Annotated in this window: 17 protein-coding genes; 3 read left to right on the top strand and 14 right to left on the bottom strand. The window is 33.3% G+C overall.

The window, feature by feature from the left end:
- Positions 1–63 precede the first annotated feature (63 nt).
- The 10 genes from JOD96_RS15600 to JOD96_RS15555 all read right to left on the bottom strand — a co-directional run bounded on the left by JOD96_RS15600 (position 64) and on the right by JOD96_RS15555 (position 12133).
- Positions 64–2595, bottom strand: a complete 2532-nt coding sequence (locus tag JOD96_RS15600; protein WP_209565160.1) for a PIG-L family deacetylase — start codon at positions 2593–2595, stop codon at positions 64–66.
- 428 nt (positions 2596–3023) lie between these two features.
- Positions 3024–3533, bottom strand: coding sequence for a hypothetical protein (locus JOD96_RS15595; protein ID WP_209565159.1), 510 nt, complete (start codon positions 3531–3533; stop codon positions 3024–3026).
- A 229-nt stretch (positions 3534–3762) separates the two neighbouring features.
- Complete coding sequence (locus JOD96_RS15590; RefSeq protein WP_209565158.1) at positions 3763–5586, bottom strand: hypothetical protein; 1824 nt, start codon at positions 5584–5586, stop codon at positions 3763–3765.
- 73 nt (positions 5587–5659) lie between these two features.
- A complete protein-coding gene (locus JOD96_RS15585) occupies positions 5660–6760 on the bottom strand; it encodes an AI-2E family transporter (RefSeq protein WP_209565157.1) in 1101 nt (366 codons plus the stop codon).
- A gap of 107 nt (positions 6761–6867) precedes the next feature.
- On the bottom strand, positions 6868–7398 hold the full coding sequence (locus JOD96_RS15580; RefSeq protein ID WP_209565156.1) for a mechanosensitive ion channel domain-containing protein: 531 nt from the start codon (positions 7396–7398) through the stop codon (positions 6868–6870).
- 10 nt (positions 7399–7408) lie between these two features.
- A complete protein-coding gene (locus JOD96_RS15575; protein ID WP_209565155.1) occupies positions 7409–7993 on the bottom strand; it encodes a Maf-like protein in 585 nt (194 codons plus the stop codon).
- Positions 7986–8912 carry a geranylgeranylglycerol-phosphate geranylgeranyltransferase gene (locus tag JOD96_RS15570; protein WP_209565154.1) on the bottom strand — a complete coding sequence of 309 codons (927 nt, stop codon included), beginning with the start codon at positions 8910–8912 and terminating at the stop codon, positions 7986–7988. The genes JOD96_RS15575 and JOD96_RS15570 overlap by 8 nt, the downstream gene beginning before the upstream one ends.
- A gap of 127 nt (positions 8913–9039) precedes the next feature.
- Positions 9040–9567: a KdsC family phosphatase gene (locus JOD96_RS15565; protein ID WP_209565153.1), complete on the bottom strand. Its 528-nt coding sequence runs from the start codon at positions 9565–9567 to the stop codon at positions 9040–9042.
- Positions 9551–10312: a Rossmann-like and DUF2520 domain-containing protein gene (locus JOD96_RS15560; protein WP_209565152.1), complete on the bottom strand. Its 762-nt coding sequence runs from the start codon at positions 10310–10312 to the stop codon at positions 9551–9553. The genes JOD96_RS15565 and JOD96_RS15560 overlap by 17 nt, the downstream gene beginning before the upstream one ends.
- Positions 10313–10444: 132 nt before the next feature.
- Positions 10445–12133 carry a glycoside hydrolase family 28 protein gene (locus JOD96_RS15555; protein WP_209565151.1) on the bottom strand — a complete coding sequence of 563 codons (1689 nt, stop codon included), beginning with the start codon at positions 12131–12133 and terminating at the stop codon, positions 10445–10447.
- A gap of 248 nt (positions 12134–12381) precedes the next feature.
- Between JOD96_RS15555 and ccsA the strand changes: the two genes are divergently transcribed.
- A complete protein-coding gene (ccsA, locus tag JOD96_RS15550; protein WP_209565150.1) occupies positions 12382–15588 on the top strand; it encodes a cytochrome c biogenesis protein CcsA in 3207 nt (1068 codons plus the stop codon).
- Positions 15589–15659: 71 nt separating this feature from the next.
- On the opposite strand, the gene JOD96_RS15545 is transcribed toward ccsA, so the two are convergent.
- The 3 genes from JOD96_RS15545 to JOD96_RS15535 form a co-directional block, all read right to left on the bottom strand.
- Positions 15660–16046, bottom strand: a complete 387-nt coding sequence (locus tag JOD96_RS15545) for a DoxX family protein (protein WP_209565149.1) — start codon at positions 16044–16046, stop codon at positions 15660–15662.
- Between the two features lie 104 nt (positions 16047–16150).
- The gene (locus JOD96_RS15540) at positions 16151–16939 is read right to left on the bottom strand and encodes an anti-sigma factor domain-containing protein (RefSeq protein WP_209565148.1); all 789 of its coding nucleotides are present in this window, start codon (positions 16937–16939) and stop codon (positions 16151–16153) included.
- Positions 16939–17469, bottom strand: a complete 531-nt coding sequence (locus JOD96_RS15535; RefSeq protein ID WP_209565147.1) for an RNA polymerase sigma factor — start codon at positions 17467–17469, stop codon at positions 16939–16941. The genes JOD96_RS15540 and JOD96_RS15535 overlap by 1 nt, the downstream gene beginning before the upstream one ends.
- A gap of 329 nt (positions 17470–17798) precedes the next feature.
- On the opposite strand from JOD96_RS15535, the gene JOD96_RS15530 reads away from it, so the two are divergent.
- Positions 17799–17972 (top strand): hypothetical protein, encoded by a 174-nt coding sequence (locus JOD96_RS15530; RefSeq protein WP_209565146.1) that lies wholly within the window; start codon positions 17799–17801, stop codon positions 17970–17972.
- 818 nt (positions 17973–18790) lie between these two features.
- Entirely contained in the window at positions 18791–19378 is a 588-nt protein-coding gene (locus JOD96_RS15525) for a glutathione peroxidase (protein ID WP_209565145.1), read from the top strand.
- 175 nt (positions 19379–19553) lie between these two features.
- Here JOD96_RS15525 and JOD96_RS15520 read toward each other — a convergent pair whose 3' ends face one another.
- The gene (locus JOD96_RS15520) at positions 19554–20051 is read right to left on the bottom strand and encodes a GNAT family N-acetyltransferase (protein ID WP_209565144.1); all 498 of its coding nucleotides are present in this window, start codon (positions 20049–20051) and stop codon (positions 19554–19556) included.

Raw genomic sequence — 20051 nt, 5'->3', positions numbered from 1 at the left:
CCAAAACGTAGGTATAGCTTTTCTTCCATTTTTTTGTTTTTTTATCTTCCATATTGAGAATAATTACTTTTTTAATTCCTGTTTAGGAGCTTCTATAGGCTGCTTTAGTGAAATTATATTAGAAAGCAGGCGATAAGCCCCGGCAACACCTTCTGGCAATTCTCTAAAAAAGCTTAAACCTGTGTAAATGTAATATCCTTTTCCGTATGGCGCTACTAAAAGAGCACCGTTTTTAGGCGATTCACCTTTATCATGTGATGATATAATAGGAGTGAAGGCAGCATCATATTCGTTTGGATAATAAAGACCCTGTTCCTGAGTCCATCCTTCAAAGTCTTTTGAACTAATTTTATTTGGTGTGTTCAGAACTGGATGATTGGGTGCCAGAAAAGTAATTTTTGCATTTTCTTCCGTTACGCGATCACTGGAAATCTTTAGCGGATAAGGCGCAATCTGATCTGTTACTGTTCTGCCAAAAGTATTGTACTGTACAATCATGTTTTTTCCGCTTTTTACAAAATCAAAAAGTATTTTTTGTTTGTTTGCCAGCGCATTGACAGTATTATATGCACGAATTCCGGTAATCACGGCACTAAAAGAATCCAGTTTTTCGGGTGTAATATCTTCTGGTTTCAAGATACTAACTTTGTATCCCATTTGTGTAAGGCTCTCCGGAACTTCATCGCCAGCGCCCATAATGTAAGCAATTGCGCCTCCTGAAGTTCTCAAATCAATTCTAATGCATTTAGATTCGGCCGATTTTAAAACTATTTGTTTAGTTATATGACTATAATCTATAACGGTTACATCTTTATCAAAATGTTCACTGTCAACCGTCACAATACTTTTTGCTACAGCTTCTTCTGGCTGAACTGGTGGGGTAACTTCAAAATAAAAAGTCTGTTCCATACCTTTTTTCTCTAAGGTAAATGGAATTTGTTTTGGAGAAATCATCCAGTCTTTTGGCAGCTCTAATTGTAAGTTTCCTTTTATGGCATCTTTTCCGGCACGAACTTTTACCGGTATCATTTTGCTTTTGGTGTCTTTAAAAATCAAAACTTTTTCTAATATGGAAGTGGTTGCTTCGGGAACGATATCAAGAAAATTATACATTTCACCTTTTACGCCGTCATTATATTTATATACTACGATGCGCTCAAACGGAATTTCTATTCCATTAATTTTGACATTAAAAATAACTTTGACTTCTCTGATTATATCCGGAATCCCTATATTTTCCTGATTAGATACAGTATACATTCCAACAGTAGTTTTTTCTTTCAGCCAATAAGGCTGTGTGTATTCTATTGTATTTGGGAGCTGAATCTGAAGGTTTATTTTCTGATCGTCATTGTTTTTCAGGACAATGTTTTGAGCTGTATTTTTATTATCCGGCAATGTAGTTACGCTGGTTAATACCATTTCTGAAGCCGATCGGTTAATGGCTTCCAGACTTAATCGTAGCGTACTTCCAGGTGTTACTTCCTGTTCACTTGCTACAGCTTCAAGATATAAACCAGAGCAGGAAGCAATGATATTTTTTATTGCGGCCGATTTTAAATTTTTCCAATGATCGTCTTCTAGAGACTGAATCAACGCATAGGCTTTTACAAGATCAGGAATACTTGCAGAAGGATTACTGAAATCATATTTGGTTATAATTTTAGAAATTAATTCTCCAACAGGTTTCCCGTTTTTAACGCGGTTCCATGTAGTATCAATTCCATCAAACAAGGCATCACGATTTTCAGGTTTTTCACCATTAATTAATTCCAAATATTCAGTTTCGTTTCCACGAACGCCAGTACTTCCAAAACCTTGTGACTGGTGACGGCTGCGGCTTAAGGCTGCAATTTCCTGATTCGATTTTCCGATTCCGGTATAATAGACACCGGTTTCTAATTTTGTAAATTTTGATTTGTTGGCGGCATCAAATTTTTCCTGACTGCCGTAAAACCACCAGGACGGATTAAAAAATTGACGTTTTACCTGCCATGGTTTTACATATTTTAATTGTTCAGGATATATTTTAGGATCATTTGTAAGATTAAAACTCTCTACACTTAACATAGCAGAGGATGTATGGTGTCCGTGAGTTGTTCCCGGAGAACGATGGTCAAACCTATTGATTATTATATCCGGCTGAAATTTTCTGATAGTCCAGACAACATCTGCAAGAACTTTGTCTTTATCCCAGATTTTTAGGGTTTCATCAGGATTTTTTGAAAATCCAAAATCGTTGGCACGTGAAAAAAACTGTTCACCGCCATCAATTTTTCTGGCCTCAATTAGTTCCTGAGTTCTTATTACACCCAAAAGTTCGCGCAATTGCGGACCAATCAGGTTTTGACCTCCATCACCACGGGTTAAGGATAAATACCCGGTTCTGGCATTCATATTATTTGCCAAATAAGAAATTAAACGAGTATTCTCATCATCCGGATGCGCTGCTACATATAAAACAGAGCCTAAAAAATTCAACTTTTTAATCTGATTGTAAATCTCAACAGAATTTGGCTTTTGTGGTTGTTGGGCAAAGGAAACAGAAGTTCCGGCTAAAAAAATAAAAAGAATTTGTATCTGAATTTTTCGCATAGCGCAATTAAATATTTTGAAAGAGCTTCAAAAATACTAATTATATTTTTGAAGATTATGCAAATAAAATGTTAATGGCTGTTTTGTGATGTTTTTTAAAAGCATAAAAAAAAACTGTCTGAAATAAATCGGACAGTTTTCTTTAAGAGTGGTATTCTTAGGATTACAGAATTATTTGTCTTTCTGTATGTTATTATATTTAGAAAGAATAGTTTATTATTCTTCGTTTTTTCTTTTAGTAAAAATTAGTATTGTAAGAAATACAATGCAAATATAAGACTTTTTTATATTAAAATAGGGTAACTTTCATTTTTTATTTAAAAAAAATATTTTCCTTAAAAACGCAATATCTATTACAAGATGAAGAATCATAAAAAAAGAGAGTATCATAACTTTGATACTCTCTTCTCTATATTAATTTTTTAGTATTATCTTCTTCCGTGACCATGACCATGATCGTCCCTGTCATCTCTGTCGTCTCTGTCATGATGTTTATTATGGTGTTTACCATGGTGTTTATCATGATGATCATGACGATCATTATAACCATAAACAGGTCTCGCTCTGTAAGGTCTTTGAGGTGCACCATGATATCCTTTGTAATATTTCACTCTGTGTCTGTCAAAATAAGTGTAAGGCGTTCTTCCATGATAATCAGTTAAAACTACTTTGTAACCTCCATATAAATCATAATTACGGTATTGTCTTGGTAAACGAGTTGTTCTGACCCATCTTCCTCCTCCAAAATAAATAAATTGCGAGGATCTGACATCATAATAAGATTCAATGTCTGGTAAATAATAATATTCCATTTCTGCATAACCGGCAGGACCCCAGGCCGGAGGTGAGCCAATGTTTACATTTACAGATACTTGGGCTTGCGTGGCGTTTGCAATCAAAAGAAAAAGACCTGCGATTGCTATCTTAACTGTTTTCATTTTTTTTGTTTTTATGTTAATTTTAATCTTAATTAACGGTATTCACATACTGTGCCAAAAATGAAAACCACAATGTATTTCGACGGGTAAACAATGTATTTTGCCGATGTATTTTGTGTGTAAATCAATGGAAATATTTGATTTGTAAAAGGTTACAAATGTGTTTTAATTTTGAAAAAAAAAGTCTTTTTTTTCAAAATTAATCAAATATTCAAACATGTTTTTTAGCTCATCGATATTCTACAATCCTTGGTTTTGCAAGCTCAAAACTCTGTAAACCAAAATCAGTAGTTTCAAAAGTATTGGTTTTGATTACGTTATCTCCCTGAAATGGAATACTTGGGTAATATGACAGAGATAGCTGAAAGGAACTGAAAACCAAATAATCATTACTGATTAATAAACCTAAGGTAAGTTTTGAATACGCTTTATTTCTAAGCATGGCATCGTGCGAACTTCCAAGGACTCCAATGGAGTAATTGAAAAATGGATTCATACGAAATCCCCAGAGAACATGAGGAGAATAGGTTTGCGTTTGCAGGGACAAAATCATTTTGTTTGTTCCGTACAGCGCAGCATTAAAACCGGCTAATCCGTTTCGTTCATTTAAGTTCAGTTCATCTGCAAGTGCATCTGCACGGTTTATACCCAAAACAACTTTAGGGTTCACAAACTGTCTTAATTTCCATCGGCCGATAGAATATAATTTTGTAAAATAATTAGATTCAAACAAAAAAGCAGTCTGATATGTTTTGGACTGATGAAAAAAAGTTCCTGCCTCAAAATTCATACTTAAGAAACCGAATTTGTAATAATTTCCAAAAGAAAACTGCGCTCCCACATAAGGCCGCCAATAAGTATTTTTGTACTGATACCCAAAGGTCACACCATAAATTCTTCCTATGGGAACGTCTTCTGTCTGCCCATTTCTAAAAATATAAGTTTCCTTAACGAACTTACGGGTATTGATGCCGACACCGCTCAGGATTAATTTTTCGCTGGAATAAAAATCTATAGGATCGTACTCAATCGACGGACTTTCTTTAAAATCAATATTAAGGAATCTTGCAGAGACTATTAAATTGGTAACCCCGTTATTTTCGTCTTCAAAAACTTTTGATGCTTTTCCTAACCAAAAATCCTGATAATCATGCTTAAAAGGCTGAAATTTATATAACAAATCCGGGCCTTGCAAACTATCTCTTCTAAAGCTTTGACCTACCAAAATTCCTCCGGCCCATTTGGTCAGTGGCGAATAAAATGCACGCTCAAAATCAATACTTTTATTATAATTATTGTCAAGATCTACGTTGTACTTTGCTGTAGCGCTAATATAGGTATTGGTAATATTTGGTACAGTATACGTTATATCATTGGCATTTGCACCATCATCAAAACGATTTGTAAAACGGTAGTCCAGCTGTTGTCCGCTTCCAAAGAAATCTTTCTCCTTAAAACCGACAGAAACACGGCTGCTGGAGATAGAAAATCTCGGAATGGTACTCCAGGAATCCAGCACTCTGATTGTAACATCTACAGAATCGGATTCTTTTACTGCTTTTTTATAAATTTTTACTGCTGTGACATAGCGCTGAGAACGTATAAGACGCTCAGATTCCTGTACTTTATAAGAGTCGTATGGTGTATTCCTTTTAAATAAAAGTAAATTATAGATGGCTATTTTTTTTGTTTTTAAATGTAGTTTATTACCCGTTCTTTCTCCCCAGTTTCGAGGCATCGCTGTCGAATCTGTAATCGAATGGCCAAAAGGGTCCAGTGTCACAATATTTATTTTTCTGATGATTTTGCCATTGTAATCAGCAGTATCTTTTTCTATAATTTCGGCTTCCTTCTTTTTTGGTTTATTTGCCCTAAAAAGTAATTTATGTAATGCTTTTGTGAATTTGCGCTTTTTAGAATAGTTCTGAATTTTTTTATAAACTTCTGTACTGTCTTTTTTAGTTTCTTTTTTTGGTTTATCTACTTGTGCACAAACACTTTGTATACAAAGGCAAAGCAAAACAGAAATTACTATTTTTAGTTTTCGAAACATTCAAATATATTTTTGACTTTTAAGCTATTTTTGTATGAATATACACTTATTATATTGATAATTATAATTCTTTTTAACTTTCGATTTTTGCTTTTCTAATCCTCCAGATAAATCTTTTTGGCATATGATTTCCCATTAGATAACCCCAGGGTTCTAGTGATTCTATCCTGTCAAAAATAATTTTTAAAATTGCCAAAAGCGGAATTGCCAAAAACATACCTGCTATACCTGCCGCTGAGCCGCCGATAATGATTCCCATAATAGATACAAAGGCATTGATCTCTACTTTAGAATTAATAATTAGTGGGACAAGCAAATTGTTATCAATTAATTGCACAATAAGATTCACTATCAAAATTCCAATAATTAATGAAGTTTCTGCAGATCCGGTTAGTGAAGCTAAAATTGTTATAACTCCGGCAGCTGTTATTCCTATATATGGAATCAGGTTTAAAATACCGGTAATAAGCCCCAAAAGGATAAAATATTTAACGCCAATAATCCAAAGTCCTAAACTTGTTAAGATTGAAACAACCATCATTTCCAGAATTAAACTCACGATATAATTATTGATAGAAACCTTTATTTGTGACAAAATATCTTTTAATGCTGAATGATTTTCTTTACTAATCAATTTTACAAGAAATAAAATAAAGTGATCCTTATACAACAGAAACAAAAACGTATAAATCGGAATAATAGTACAATCTAACAAAAGATCGCTTATCGATATTATAAAAGAACCAATTGTAGCCTGTCCATTTTTAACAGAGTCTCTTGTTACATTATCTATATATTTTTTTTGTTCTCCAATGCTTACATTAAAATTTTCCTTTATATACTTATGAATATCAATAAGAAAGCTATTTGCATTTTTCTTGATTGTCTCAAAATCATTTGCCATATCGGTTACTTGGTAAGAAATGAACACCAGAATACCCACAATGCACGAAGCAAAAAGCAATACACAAAGAAGGGCTGCAAAATGCCTCGGGATCTTAAGTTTTGAGTTTAATAGTGTGAATACAGGCAGTAACAAAACGGCAAATAAAAACGCCATTAATACAGGCGTAAGGATATCTTTTCCGATACAGAAAATAAAAGCAAAACATATTAAACTTACTAAAATCAAAGAGAGTTTAGCATAAAAAGGCCATTTTACTGTTTGAGTCATTTGTTATAAGGAATTAAAATAAAGGGTTTGGTTAAAACAAATATTATACTTTATTTAAATAATATTGTTTTACGTTTCCCGCTTTAGTTTATAAAATTCCCATTCAGTTAGTCAAAAAACTCTTTGTCCTCGTATGGAGTTGGGATAATTGATATCCCTTTTTGAAGTAATAAATTGTTTGGAAAAATAATTCTTTCGCCTTCTCTTGTTCTGAGATTTACGTGAAAAGCGCTAATATCTTCAATCTCAGCTTCAATTGGAAAATCCTTGTCATGGATCTTAATCGTATCACCAATTTTAAAAGGAAAAGAAAAGAATAAAATCATTCCCGAAGTAATATTGCTCAGAATAGACCATTGCGCAAACATTGCCACACCAATCACAGTAGCAATAGAAGAAACCGTTATAAAAATATCTTTGGTGTCTACACCCCAGATTACAATTAGACTAATAGTCACCAGTATATTCATTAATATGTGAATATACTTGATTACCAGATTGGTACGGTGTTCTAATAAATGACTTGATTTGGCAAACCCACGAATTAATCTTGCCACAATTACTCTTAGAGATACTAGGGCAACAATAAGAATTATGGTGGCTAATATTTCCTGACTATATTCTTTAAAAGAAAACATAATTTATTTTTTACACTAAAGTACTCAAATATTCGTAAACTTTAGCCGTCGGAAGTCCCATAACATTGGTATAAGAGCCTTCTACTTTTGTAACTGCCATAAAACCAAACCATTCCTGAATGCCATAAGCACCGGCTTTATCATAAGGTTTGTAATTTTCTATATAATACCAGATGGCTTCATCAGACAAATCCTTAAAAGTAACTTTTGTTACATCGTTAATTAGGGTAGAAGCAGAGTCAGTTTTAAAACAAACCGATGTAAATACTTCATGCGTGTGGTCAGACATTGATTTTATCATCTCAAAAGCTTCCTGAGCATTTTTAGGTTTTCCCAAAGCTTTATCCTGATGCCAGACAATGGTGTCGCTTGTAATTAATATCTCATTTGGATTTAATTCTCCTTCAAAAGCATTTGCTTTTAATTCAGCCAGATAGTCGGTTATTTCAACTGCTTTTAATTCAGGTGGATATATTTCTTCAATCTCCTTTAGTCTGATTTCAAAATCCAAATCCAGATCCTTGAAAAACTGTTGTCTTCGCGGCGATCCTGAAGCCAGGATTAAAGTATATTTTTTAAGTTTTTCCTTAAGCATTGTATTTGATATTTAAAGTGATAACCAAAATTGATAAGATTCCAAAAAGCAATATTAACTTTAAAACTGTACTCAAATGATGAAAATCCTTTTGAGATTTTGCAGTAAATATTTTTACGATAAAATATAAAAGTGGTGCCAAAACGAAAGCAAAGGCATAAATAGTTACAACCAAAAGGTTATTTTCTACAAAATATTTATCGATATAAAGCAACGTCAGAATAAACGGAATGACAGCAAGCCCTAAAGCAATTTTTGCAGCTCTGCTATTTCCGATAGCAATTGGCAAAGTATTCATTCCCTGATTATAATCGCCATTTACATCCTCAATATCTTTAATAATTTCGCGAATAAAATTAATCATAAAAGCAAATAAGGCATAATCTGTTAAGATAGAAAACAAACTGGCCATTTGTGCACGATTTTCTACCGTCGTGGCAGGAAAAAGATCAAAAACTCCAATTATCAAAACACTAAAAGACAATAATAAGGCAACAATAAAATTACCCAAAATCATGATTTGCTTTAATGAAGTTGCATAAAAATAAAGCAATGAGGCAATTAGAATAAAAAGTGTAGCAAAACCAGGCCTCATGATGATATTTGAAAGGTAAAAACCAATTGAAACACCCGTAATGTTCAACACAATATAAATATTATAACCTGCAGTTTCTGAAATTCCTTTTCCAATTACAACATCATTTGGTTTATTGATACTGTCTGTTGCAACATCATAGATATTATTAATCACATAACCGGCAGCAGCTATCAATACGGTGCTTAATACTAATAGTCCGTATTGCCAGTCAGCCAAAGCAAGCGGAATATCCTGTTGCTTTAAAAAGGCATAACGAAATAAAAGCTGCATAAATGCAAGCATAATTAGGTTTTTGTATCGAATGAGTTTGAGGATTTTCATTTTTTTAAGGTTCTAAGGTTCTAAGGGGCAAAGGTTCTGAGGTTTCTAACTTTGTCAAAGTTTTAAACTTTGACAAAGTTTCTATACAGCATACAATCTAAAATCTAAGATCTAAAATCTAAAATATTTAATCGTGTTTTCCGTTAAAATGTTCCATCCATTTTCCCTGCACTTTCATAACTTGTTCTATCACATCACGCGCCGCACCCCGTCCGCCTTTTACGTGAGATATGTACCTGCAGATATTCTTAATTTCCGGGCTGGCATCTTGTGGGCAGGTAGGCAATCCTACTAATTTCATCACGTGATAATCAGGAATATCATCACCCATATACAATACATTCTCAGGTTTTACATTATAAATATCAGTGTATTCCTTAAAAGTTTTAACTTTATCAGGAGTTCCTAAATGTATGTCGGTAATTCCTAAATTGCGCAAACGTACACGAACTCCTTCATTGCTTCCGCCAGAAATAATGCAGACATTGTAGCCGCTTTCTACAGCCGCTTTCATTGCATAACCGTCACGAATATTCATCGTACGAAGAATTTCTCCTTCATTGGTTACAAAAACAGAACTGTCTGTCAATACGCCATCAACATCAAAAATAAAGGTGTTGATATCGTTCATTATTTCTTTATAACTCTTTGCCATTATTTTGTATAGATTGGGTTAATATTTTATAGATGTTTTTTTGATTTTCATTGGTAAGATATTTCAAATGCCCGTCAATTGTATCAGAATCATTGCGCTTTGCCGGTCCGGTCTGGGCTTCCGCGGGATTTAATGATTTTATTTTTTCGGAAGTTTCCTGAATCAGCGGTTTTAAAATTTCAAACGGAACCTGATGTTCTTCGCAAATCTGCTGTCCGAGCTGATATAAATGGTTTGTAAAATTGTTTACAAAAACAGCCGAAACATGCAGTGCTTTTCGCTGCTCTGAAGTAATTGAAAAAACAGCATTCGAAATACTTTTGGCAACCATTTCCAAAACGGCAAAATCGGTATGATTTTCTGCTTCCAGACAAAACGGAATTTCAGAAAAATCTACTTCCTTGTTTTTAGAAAATGTCTGTAAAGGATAAAAGACACCTTTTCTGTTTTTGGAATCTAAAACATCCAGTGGTGCAGCTCCGGATGTATGCACAACTAATTGGTTTTGAAAAGGCAATTGTTTTGAAACTTCTGAAATAGCATTATCCGAAACAGCAATAATACATAAGTCAGTTGGGATTAATGCCGAAAAATCGGTTATGATTTTGTCTGAATCGAGAAGATGTGCCAGCGTTTCTTTATTTCTCGAAAAAACCTGCGCAATTTCTATAAGTCCACTTTTAGTGAAAGCCTTAATTAAGTGCTGCGCAACATTTCCGGAACCAATTAACGTTATTCGAATCATACCGCAAAATTAGCATTATTTTTTTTAAAGTTAATTGCTTTTGATTGCTTTGTCTTTTTGTGCTGATTAGAAAATTATACATAAATCTGCTGTTTGATAAAGTTAAACAGCAGATTATTTTATTTTTAGGATTTAAAATTTCACGGCATCTTTAGGAACAGTTTGTCCCAAAACAGTTTTATGAGATAAATCTAAGTTTTTAGCAGACGAAAAATCAATGTTTTGGCTTGCCGGCCCGTCAATTGTTATGGCTTTTGATGATGTTGAATTAAACTCTACATTTTCAAAAGAAATATTTTTTCCGTTATATATTTCGAATACCGTTGGTTTTTCAATATCCAGTTTTATATTATTTAATTTGATTTTGTCGGCATCAATTATAGAAAAACCATTTTGAGCCTTCACAATCAGATTTGAGATTTCTATATTTTCAAGATTCATTTCGGGCAGACCCTGCAGAAAAACAGCTTGGTAAGCACCATTTATCGTAATGTTTTTTATTGATATATTTTTAAACTGAGGCGTTTCTTCCGTTACGGGAACAATTTTGGTTGTGATTTTATTTCCGCCTTCGGCCAAAGTTTCAGCAATTGATTTTCCTCCATAATAAAGATCAAAAGAAATTGCCTGAGATGGAATATCGACCATAAAAATATCCGAAATAAAAACATTTTCAACAATTCCGCCACGCCCTCGGGTGCTTTTAAAACGCAATCCTACATCAGTTCCCATAAAAGTACAGTTTGAAACATGCAGGTTTTTTACCCCTCCGGACATTTCACTTCCTACCGTTACGCCACCGTGTCCGTGATAAACGATATTGTTTTTAATAATGATATTTTCGCACGGAATTCCTCTGTCACGGCCATCTTTGTCTTTTCCGGATTTAATGCAAATTGCATCATCGCCAACATCAAAGCTTGAATTTTCTACTATCACATTTTTGCAGGACTCCACATCAAGACCATCACCATTTTGAGAAAACCACGGATTTCGAACCGTAATATTTCTAATAATCAAATCCTCAACCATCAGCGGGTGCAGGCACCATGCAGGAGAATTTTGAAAAACAGGCCCGTCAAAAAGCACTCTTTTACTATTTTGAATACTCACCAACACCGGACGGAGAAAATCATGAATAGCTTCAAACTCTTCCTTGGTTTTTAAGTCCGGGCGAACATTCTGATCTGCACCTTTAGCACCTTTTAAATATTGCTCAGACGGATACCAGCTGTCTTTTTTATCGTTTAAAACACCACCCGAAGCAATAAATTTCTTCCATTGATCTTCTGTTAATTTACTCTTCTTTACCTGTCTCCAGGCTTCTCCTGATCCGTCCCAGACACCTTTTCCTGTAAAGGCAACATTCTCTAGGTTTTTGCCATATATAGGAGAAATACATCGCCATGTATTCAGTCCTTCAAAACTGGTTTCTATAATCGGATATAATTTTTTGTCTGTAGAAAATTTTATTAAAGCACCGGTTTCTGCATGCAATTCTATATTGCTTTTTAGAATAATAGGTCCCGTAAGCCAGATTCCGGGTGGGATAATTACTTTTCCGCCGCCTTTTTTTGATACAGCCTCTATGGCATCTGCAAAAGCTTTTGTATTTAAGACATAACCGCCATTTACAGCACCAAAATCCTTAATTGAAACTGTATTATTAGGGATATGTGGTTCATTAACCTTTTGCATAGAAAATGCTACATTTTTGTATGTATTGACAGGTCCTGAGGTATTTGCGATAACATTTTTAGAACAACCGGTTATCAAAAAAGAAAAAGTTATGGATAACCAATAAATTGATTTTAGTTTCATTTTCGGCATGTTGGTTTTAGTTAGTTTTATCTTTTACAATGATTTGTAATCGATTACACAAATCTAATAAAAATATTTTTAATAGAAATTATTCTAATTTGTTATAAAGATAATAAAGACTGTCATTTTTAAGAAATTCAGAAAAATTGTAGGTTATCTTTTTGGTTTTTATTAACAAATCATAAATATTGCAACTCAACATTTTTAAGTACTTTTGTGGCACTTTTATACAATGTAATTCCTCAAAAATGGATAAAAAAATATTCTCTTTTTTGTTTTCTACAAGATTAATGGCCGTTCTTTTTTTAACATTTGCATTAGCAATGGGTATCGGAACTTTTATAGAAAGTAAATACAATACCGATACGGCCCGAATTCTAATATACAATACCTGGTGGTTCGAAGCGATAATGGTCTTTTTTGTGATCAATTTTATCGGAAATATTAAACGTTACCAATTACTAAAAAAGGAAAAATGGGCAACTCTTTTATTACACATTTCCTTTATTTTTATTCTTGTAGGAGCGGGGATAACACGATATATCAGTTATGAAGGCATGATGCCAATCCGTGAAGGCGCTGCTGAAAATCAAATATATTCTGATAAAACATTTTTAACCGTTTTTGTTGACGGGGAATATAAAGGTGAAATGAAACGCAGGGTTTTTGAGAAAAGTCTTTTGTTATCACCAGTTACAAATAATGATTTTAGGATCTCAGGTAAATTTGATGAAACTCCTTTTGAAGTAACTTATCAAAACTATCTTATGGGAGCCAAAGAGGTGGTAAAACCAGATCCAAAAGGGACTTTATACCTTAAGCTGGTTGAGGCAGGTGCCGGCGGACGTGAAGAACATTTTCTGAAAGAAGGAGAAGTTCAGAATATTCACAACGTTTTATTTGCTCTTAACAAACCTACAGACGGTGCTATAAACATCAATACAACCGGAGAGAAATACACGATTCAGACGCCATTTGAAGGAAATTTTATGAGAATGGCCGATAAATTTGAAGGTAAAGTTACCAAAGATGATGTACAGCCTTTGATGATGCGTTCACTTTATAGCATTGGAGACATAAGAATTGTGTTCCCTGACCCCGCTATGAGAGGAGTTGTAGCGTATGAATCTAACAATGATTATAAAGCTAAAAGCCATACAGATGCCTTAATTGTAAAAGTAAAGGCAGAAGGCCAGGAAAAAGAAGTAACACTTTTGGGATCTAAAGGAAGTATTGGTGAACCAAAAACGGTTAAGATCGGTAATATCGAATATTCACTATTCTACGGAAGTAAAGCATATGTTTTGCCTTTTAAAATAAAACTGAATGACTTTATCGCTACAAAATATCCCGGAACAGAAAAAAGTTATTCTGCTTTTGAAAGTAAAGTAACCGTTCAGGATTCTACAGAAACTTTTGATGCAGATATCTATATGAATCACGTTTTGGATCATAAAGGATACCGTTTCTTTCAATCTTCATTTGATCCGGACGAAAAAGGTACAGTTTTATCTGTAAACCATGATTTCTGGGGAACTTCTATCACTTACTTAGGATATTTTATGTTGTTTTTTGGTTTAATGGCGATTATGTTTACAAAACATTCTCGTTTTGCCGATTTAAAACGCAAATTAAACAATGTGACAAAGAAAAAAGAAAAACTAATTACAATTCTTGTTTTATTGTTGAGTCTAAACAGTTTTGCTCAGCAAACACCACATGTTCACTCTCACGATCACGAACACAATCATACTACAGATCCAAACGATCACGCTAATCATGTCACCGCACCGCCAAGTCAGAAACAATTAGATTCGTTATTGACAATTTATAAAGCGCCGGAAGCACATGCTGCAAAGTTTGGACGCCTGATTATACAGGATGCAGGAGGAAGAATGAAACCTATTAATACGTTTTCTTCTGAATTACTTCGAAAAGTAAGCCACAGTGATAAGTATAACGGAATGAATTCTGATCAAGTTTTCTTGTCCATGACACAATATGCTCAGGTATGGATTCAGATTCCTATTATTTATATTAAATCAGGAAATGACAGTATCAGAAAAATTATCGGAATTGACAAAGAAGCAAAATTTGCCCCATTTGTTAAGTTTTTTGATGAAAATGGAAACTATAAATTATCTCCTTATTTGGATGAAGCTTACAAGGCAGCAAATCCAAATCAGTTTGAGAAAGATTTTATAGAAACAGATAAAAAAGTTAATTTAATGGAATCTGCTTTGAGTGGAAGCATTCTAAAAATATTCCCGATCCCAAATGATCCGAATAATAAATGGGTTTCGTTTTTAGAGCGCGAAAATGCAGGATTTAAGGGAATGGATTCTACTTATGTAAAACAAATTTTGCCTTTATACTTTAGTGCATTAAACAATGGTTCTATTTCGAAAGATTTTAGCACTGCTGATAATCTGGTCGAAAGTATCAATGGTTTTCAAAAGAAATTTGGAAGTAAAGTTCGTCCAAGCGAAGATAAAATTGATGCTGAAATTGCATACAATAAATATGATGTTTTTAAGGTATTGCCATATTGGTATATCACCGCTTCTATTTTGATGCTAATTTTTACGATTGTAAATATCTTTTTTGAAAAAAAATGGCTTCGTATTACCGTAAATGTTTTTCACGTTATTATCGGGCTTCTATTTGCATTGCACACTTTAGGATTAGTGGCACGTTGGTATATTTCTGGTCACGCGCCATGGAGTAATGCCTATGAATCTATTGTTTATGTGGCATGGGCTACCATGTTCTTTGGTTTGGCTTTTGACAGAAAATCAAAACTTACTGTAGCGTCATCTGCATTTGTAACGGCTATGATTTTGATGGCGGCATACATGAACTGGATTGATCCGGAAATTGCCAATTTACAGCCTGTCCTTAATTCTTACTGGTTAATGATTCACGTTGCAGTAATTGTTGCAAGTTATGGCCCGTTTGCACTGGGAATGATTTTAGGTTTTGTGGCTTTGATCTTGATTTTCTTTACTAATGGTAAGAACAAGGCCAAAATGAGTTTACATGTCAAGGAAATCACTTATATCAACGAAATGGCATTGACTATTGGTTTGATTATGCTTACAATTGGAAACTTTTTGGGTGGACAATGGGCAAACGAAAGCTGGGGACGTTACTGGGGATGGGATCCAAAAGAAACCTGGGCATTAATCTCTATTATGGTTTACGGATTTGTAATTCACGCCAGATTTGTTCCTGCATTGCGCGGAAAATGGTTCTTTAACCTAATGAGTATGTTTGCTTTTATTTCGATTTTATTTACCTATTATGGAGTAAATTTCCACTTGGTGGGGCTGCATTCATACGCAAGCGGGGAAGCACATTCTCTAAACTGGATTTATTACTCTTTAGGCGCAATTGCCATTATCGGCGCTATAACATATCCTAGTTACCGCAAACATTATAAAAGCAAAAAATAAAAATTAATTCAAAGAAAAAAGGTTCAGCTAAAGTTGAACCTTTTTTCTTTGAAATATACTTTTAAATTGTATTAATGTGGCTGTATTTTCTTAAATCCATTCGGATACATTATAACTAATAGAACTATAATCAATAAAAAATTATATTCAACACCATTTCTTCCCCCGCCAACAACAAACCATCCTTCCTGAAAATGAACCAGGATTATTCCCATTACAAGTATGAATATAGTCACGAATCCTGCAGGCTTGATATATGTATTAAAAAGCAACAATAGTGCTGCCACAACATGGGAAATTTTTATTGACCATGCCAGAAAAACTCCAAAAGGAGCAAACCCAATTTGATTCAAATACAAATTGCCAAAATCATTTATACCATTATTAAACATTCCGAAAACAGAATGAGTAAGAAGGATTAGAGCTACAGCGATTCTCAGAAGTAAAATTCCGTTCATAGTGTGATGTTGATGATTGGTGTATTATAAAAATAATAAAAAAGCGCATATTAAAATTAATATACGCCTGATGTTTTATGCAGCCCTTAATTTTAGACTTTCCTTTATACTTTTCCTAAAGTATATAATTGTGTCATAGTCGGAGTTAAACTTCCACCGGCCGGCTCGAGAGTAATTCCAAAAGCTTCAGCTTCGTTAGTACGGTCAACAGCAAATATTTTTTTAGAATTTCCTTCAAAATCGCTTAATAAACCAATACTTGTAGGTGTCAATACCGGACTTAATTTTAATGCCCAAACCTGGTAAACCATTCCTTTTGGAGGTTTTGGTAAACCTGCAGCATCAATATAAGTAGTTTTAGTTTCTTTATTCCAGTACACTTTTGCAAATGATGTCGGAGAAACTGCCTGACCGCCAAGTGTAACGCCTGTGTTTTTAATATCTCTTACAATCGCTAAACTTTTTTCGGCTTCTTTGTTTTGCTGATTTAGATATGCAAATTCTCTCTCTATCTTATTTTTCTCTGTACCAACAGTAGAAATTGCATCTTTTGTTTTAGTTAATTCCAAAGTCTGGTAACCAAGTCCTAAAAGGAACAGAACTGCAGCTGCCCAGCCAACATATTGAGACCAGTTTGAAGCTGGTTTCATTTCGACAACCTTGCCATGTTTAAGCTCCAGACGGGCCTTTATCTTTTCGAAATTCGCCACAGAGTGAAAAGGAGAGAAACTCGATGACAAAGCCACAATAGCTTTTTCAATTGAGATAATTTCCTGATCTACCTCAGGATTATTTTTTGCCAGTTCAGCTATTTCCAGATTCTCTTTTTCGGTTAATAAACCGTAAACGTATAACTCCAGAATTCCTGATTCTATATATTCTTGTGCTTCCATTATATTTTTAAGTAATTACGTAAATCATTAATACAATTTCTGTTTTGTGTTTTGATAGTTCCCAGTGGCATTGCCAATTCTTCTGAAGCTTCTTGTTGGGTATATCCTTTGAAAAATAATAAATCGATGATCTCAATACATTTTGGCTTCAGTTTTTTTACAAATTCCTGTATACCAATAGAATCAATTCTGTTCATTAATTTATTACTGTCATCTAACAGATTTACGAAATTATCTGAGTTAAGGTTTTTTTGGCTATTATTAAAATTTTTCGATCTCAGCTTGTCAATTGACGTATTCCTTGCTATGTTAAGGATCCACGTATAAAATCGACCTTTACTTTCATTATAAGAGTCGATATTTTTCCAGATTTTGACAAAAACTTCCTGCAGGACATCTTCGGCTTCTTCCCGGTTTTTGATTAAAACATTTATGACTGAAAATAGACTTTTAGAGTACATATCGTACAAATGTGTAAAAGCTCTTTCGTCCTTTTTGTTAATTAATTCTAATAATTCTTCTTGACTCATAGATTGGTTTTTTTAAGCTTAAACAAAAATTTTTTTATAGCATATTTTATTAGTTAGAGATAAAGATAATTGATTTTTTGTATTAAAAACATTTTTTTTTAATAGTCTTAGCCTTAGTAAAATAAGAGATTTAAAAAAAATATATTTTTTTTTGCTTTTTTTAAAACCAAAAGGAAACCTTTTACGTAAATGCTATTATAATATTAATCTTAAAAAAGTTAATAGCAATGTGATTATAAACTCTTACAAAATTTTTTAGCTGATAGAAATGAATCGTATTTGTGAGGTTTGATAAAAAAAGAAGACAATTCGAAAAAACAAGAAAAATCATGCAGAAAATAAATGTTTTAAAAATATTAATCGTAGCACTGACAAATGTTTTGGCATTAATAAATTTTAATAAAAATGATTTTCAGAAAAGGCATGAGCAAACAGAATCAAAGCAGATTAAAATTTCTGTAGAAGAAAAGCTTGAAAGTATAGCTAGTTTTAAGATTTTATAGAATTTGATTTAAATACAAAATGTAAAGTAACTAAATCTTAATAAATATGTAGTTGAGTCGCTGTTATGCCGAAGGAAATCAAAAATGAAAAACAGCTTAATCAACCAATTAATTTACGAATTAAAAAGTTCATAAGTTTAAAAAGTTGATGCCTTCGGACTTCCAACCGAAAATTAGTTTTTATCGTTTTACCGAATCTTAAATTTATTATTGTAAACACCGATATAAAATTATCAAGATATAATGGTTGAACATTATAACAATTTTCATCATAACCGGGGCATCAGCTATAATAAAGAAAAAAAACATAAAGAAGCTGTACAGTTCGCTCTTATGGCTAAGCGGTTGAACTATTGACTTCTTAAAATCCGGCACCGATTAAAGGTTTCTTATCCGTTAACAAAATAATTTTTGAGATAGTTACCACATACATGCACAACGAAATGAATTGGTTAGAAGATAATATATACTCCGATGGTGCCTGATTTTATTGATAAATAAATTTCAGTTGAATGGAATTAATAAAAGTCACCGTTTCAGTTAATTGGTTTAGTTATAATTGCCTGAGACGAATTAAAATAAAAAAACGAGTCCGCAAAATGCCAGAATATTTTGCATCCGGAACTCCCTAAAGTCCAAAAGCAGCAATTGCTTGTAAAGTTCAAATTTCATGGTTTGATTTGTTTGTATGGGGAGAAGCCTAACGTCTGATTAACGTTAGGCTTCGTTTTTTTATTTAACTTATGTTTAATAAAATAAAGCCCTCTAAAAGCTTTTTGCAAAAATGTTTTTGATTAAATTTATAAAAAATTAAAACGATGAAAAAAATATTATTTCTGGCTTACGGCGTACTATTTTTATTTAGCTGCCAAAATCAGGCACAAACCAATAAAACAAAAACTCCTAAAACGGACAAGGTTATGGCAAAAGAAACTATATACCAATACAAAGTAGAAGATTTATCTGGAAATCCTTTTGATTTTGCTTCTTTGAAAGGTAAAAAAGTAATGATTGTAAATACAGCATCAAAATGCGGATTAACACCGCAATACAAAGATCTTGAAGCTATTTACAAAGAATATAAGGATAAAGGTTTTGTGATTGTAGGTTTTCCTGCAAACAATTTTGCTTCACAAGAACCGGGTACAAATGAAGAAATTGGTGCTTTTTGCCAGCAAAACTACGGAGTTACTTTTCCAATGATGGACAAAGTTTCGGTAAAAGGCGATGACATGTGTGAAGTTTATAAATTCCTGACTCAAAAATCTAAAAATGGTTTACAGGACTCTGAAGTTGAATGGAATTTTCAAAAATACCTGATCAACGAAAAAGGCGAACTGGTAAAAGTAATCAAGCCAAAAACTTTACCAACAGATCCCGAAGTTATTAATTGGATAAAAAGCTAATTATAATTTTCTAATCAAAAAAAGGCACAAATTTGAAATTCAAATTTGTGCCTTTTTTTTTAAGGTTCAAAGGGGGCAAAGCTGCATAGGGGCAAAGGTTTTATTTATGCTTTTTATCAGGAATAAAAACCTTAGTTACTTTACGTAAAACTTTATTTTTTGAAGTAAAAAAAAATTATTTCAAAATAAGCTGCATAAAAACGAGATCAAGCCAATGATTAAATTTATAACCTACCTCACGAATTGTTCCCGTTGCAACAAAACCAAATTTTTCATGAAAAGCGATACTTCCGGCATTGTCAGCGTCGATTGCACCAATCATGACATGGTAGCCCTGTTCTTTTGCCAGGCGAATTAATTCTGCCAGCAGCTTAGATCCAATCCCTTTTCCGATAACATGATCGACCACATAAACAGAATGCTCGACAGTATATTGATAACCAATTTTTTCACGAAACTGACCGTAGCTTCCAAAACCCACAACGTCACCCTCTAATTCAGCTACCACAATGGGTAAGTTTTTGGCTTTTTTGTCTTCAAACCATTTTGTCTGAACCTCCAAAGTCTGAACATCATAACTATAATTGGCAGTAGTGTGCAAAATCGAATGATTTACAATTTCCAATATTTTTTGCAGATCGTTTGTAGTTGCCGGTCTAAGTATTAGATTCAT

The organism is Flavobacterium sp. 1355, assembly GCF_017833415.1.
Taxonomy (GTDB): Bacteria; Bacteroidota; Bacteroidia; order Flavobacteriales; family Flavobacteriaceae; genus Flavobacterium.
Note: the sequence above shows the minus strand (reverse complement) of the source record. Positions and strands in the feature narration are given on the sequence as shown.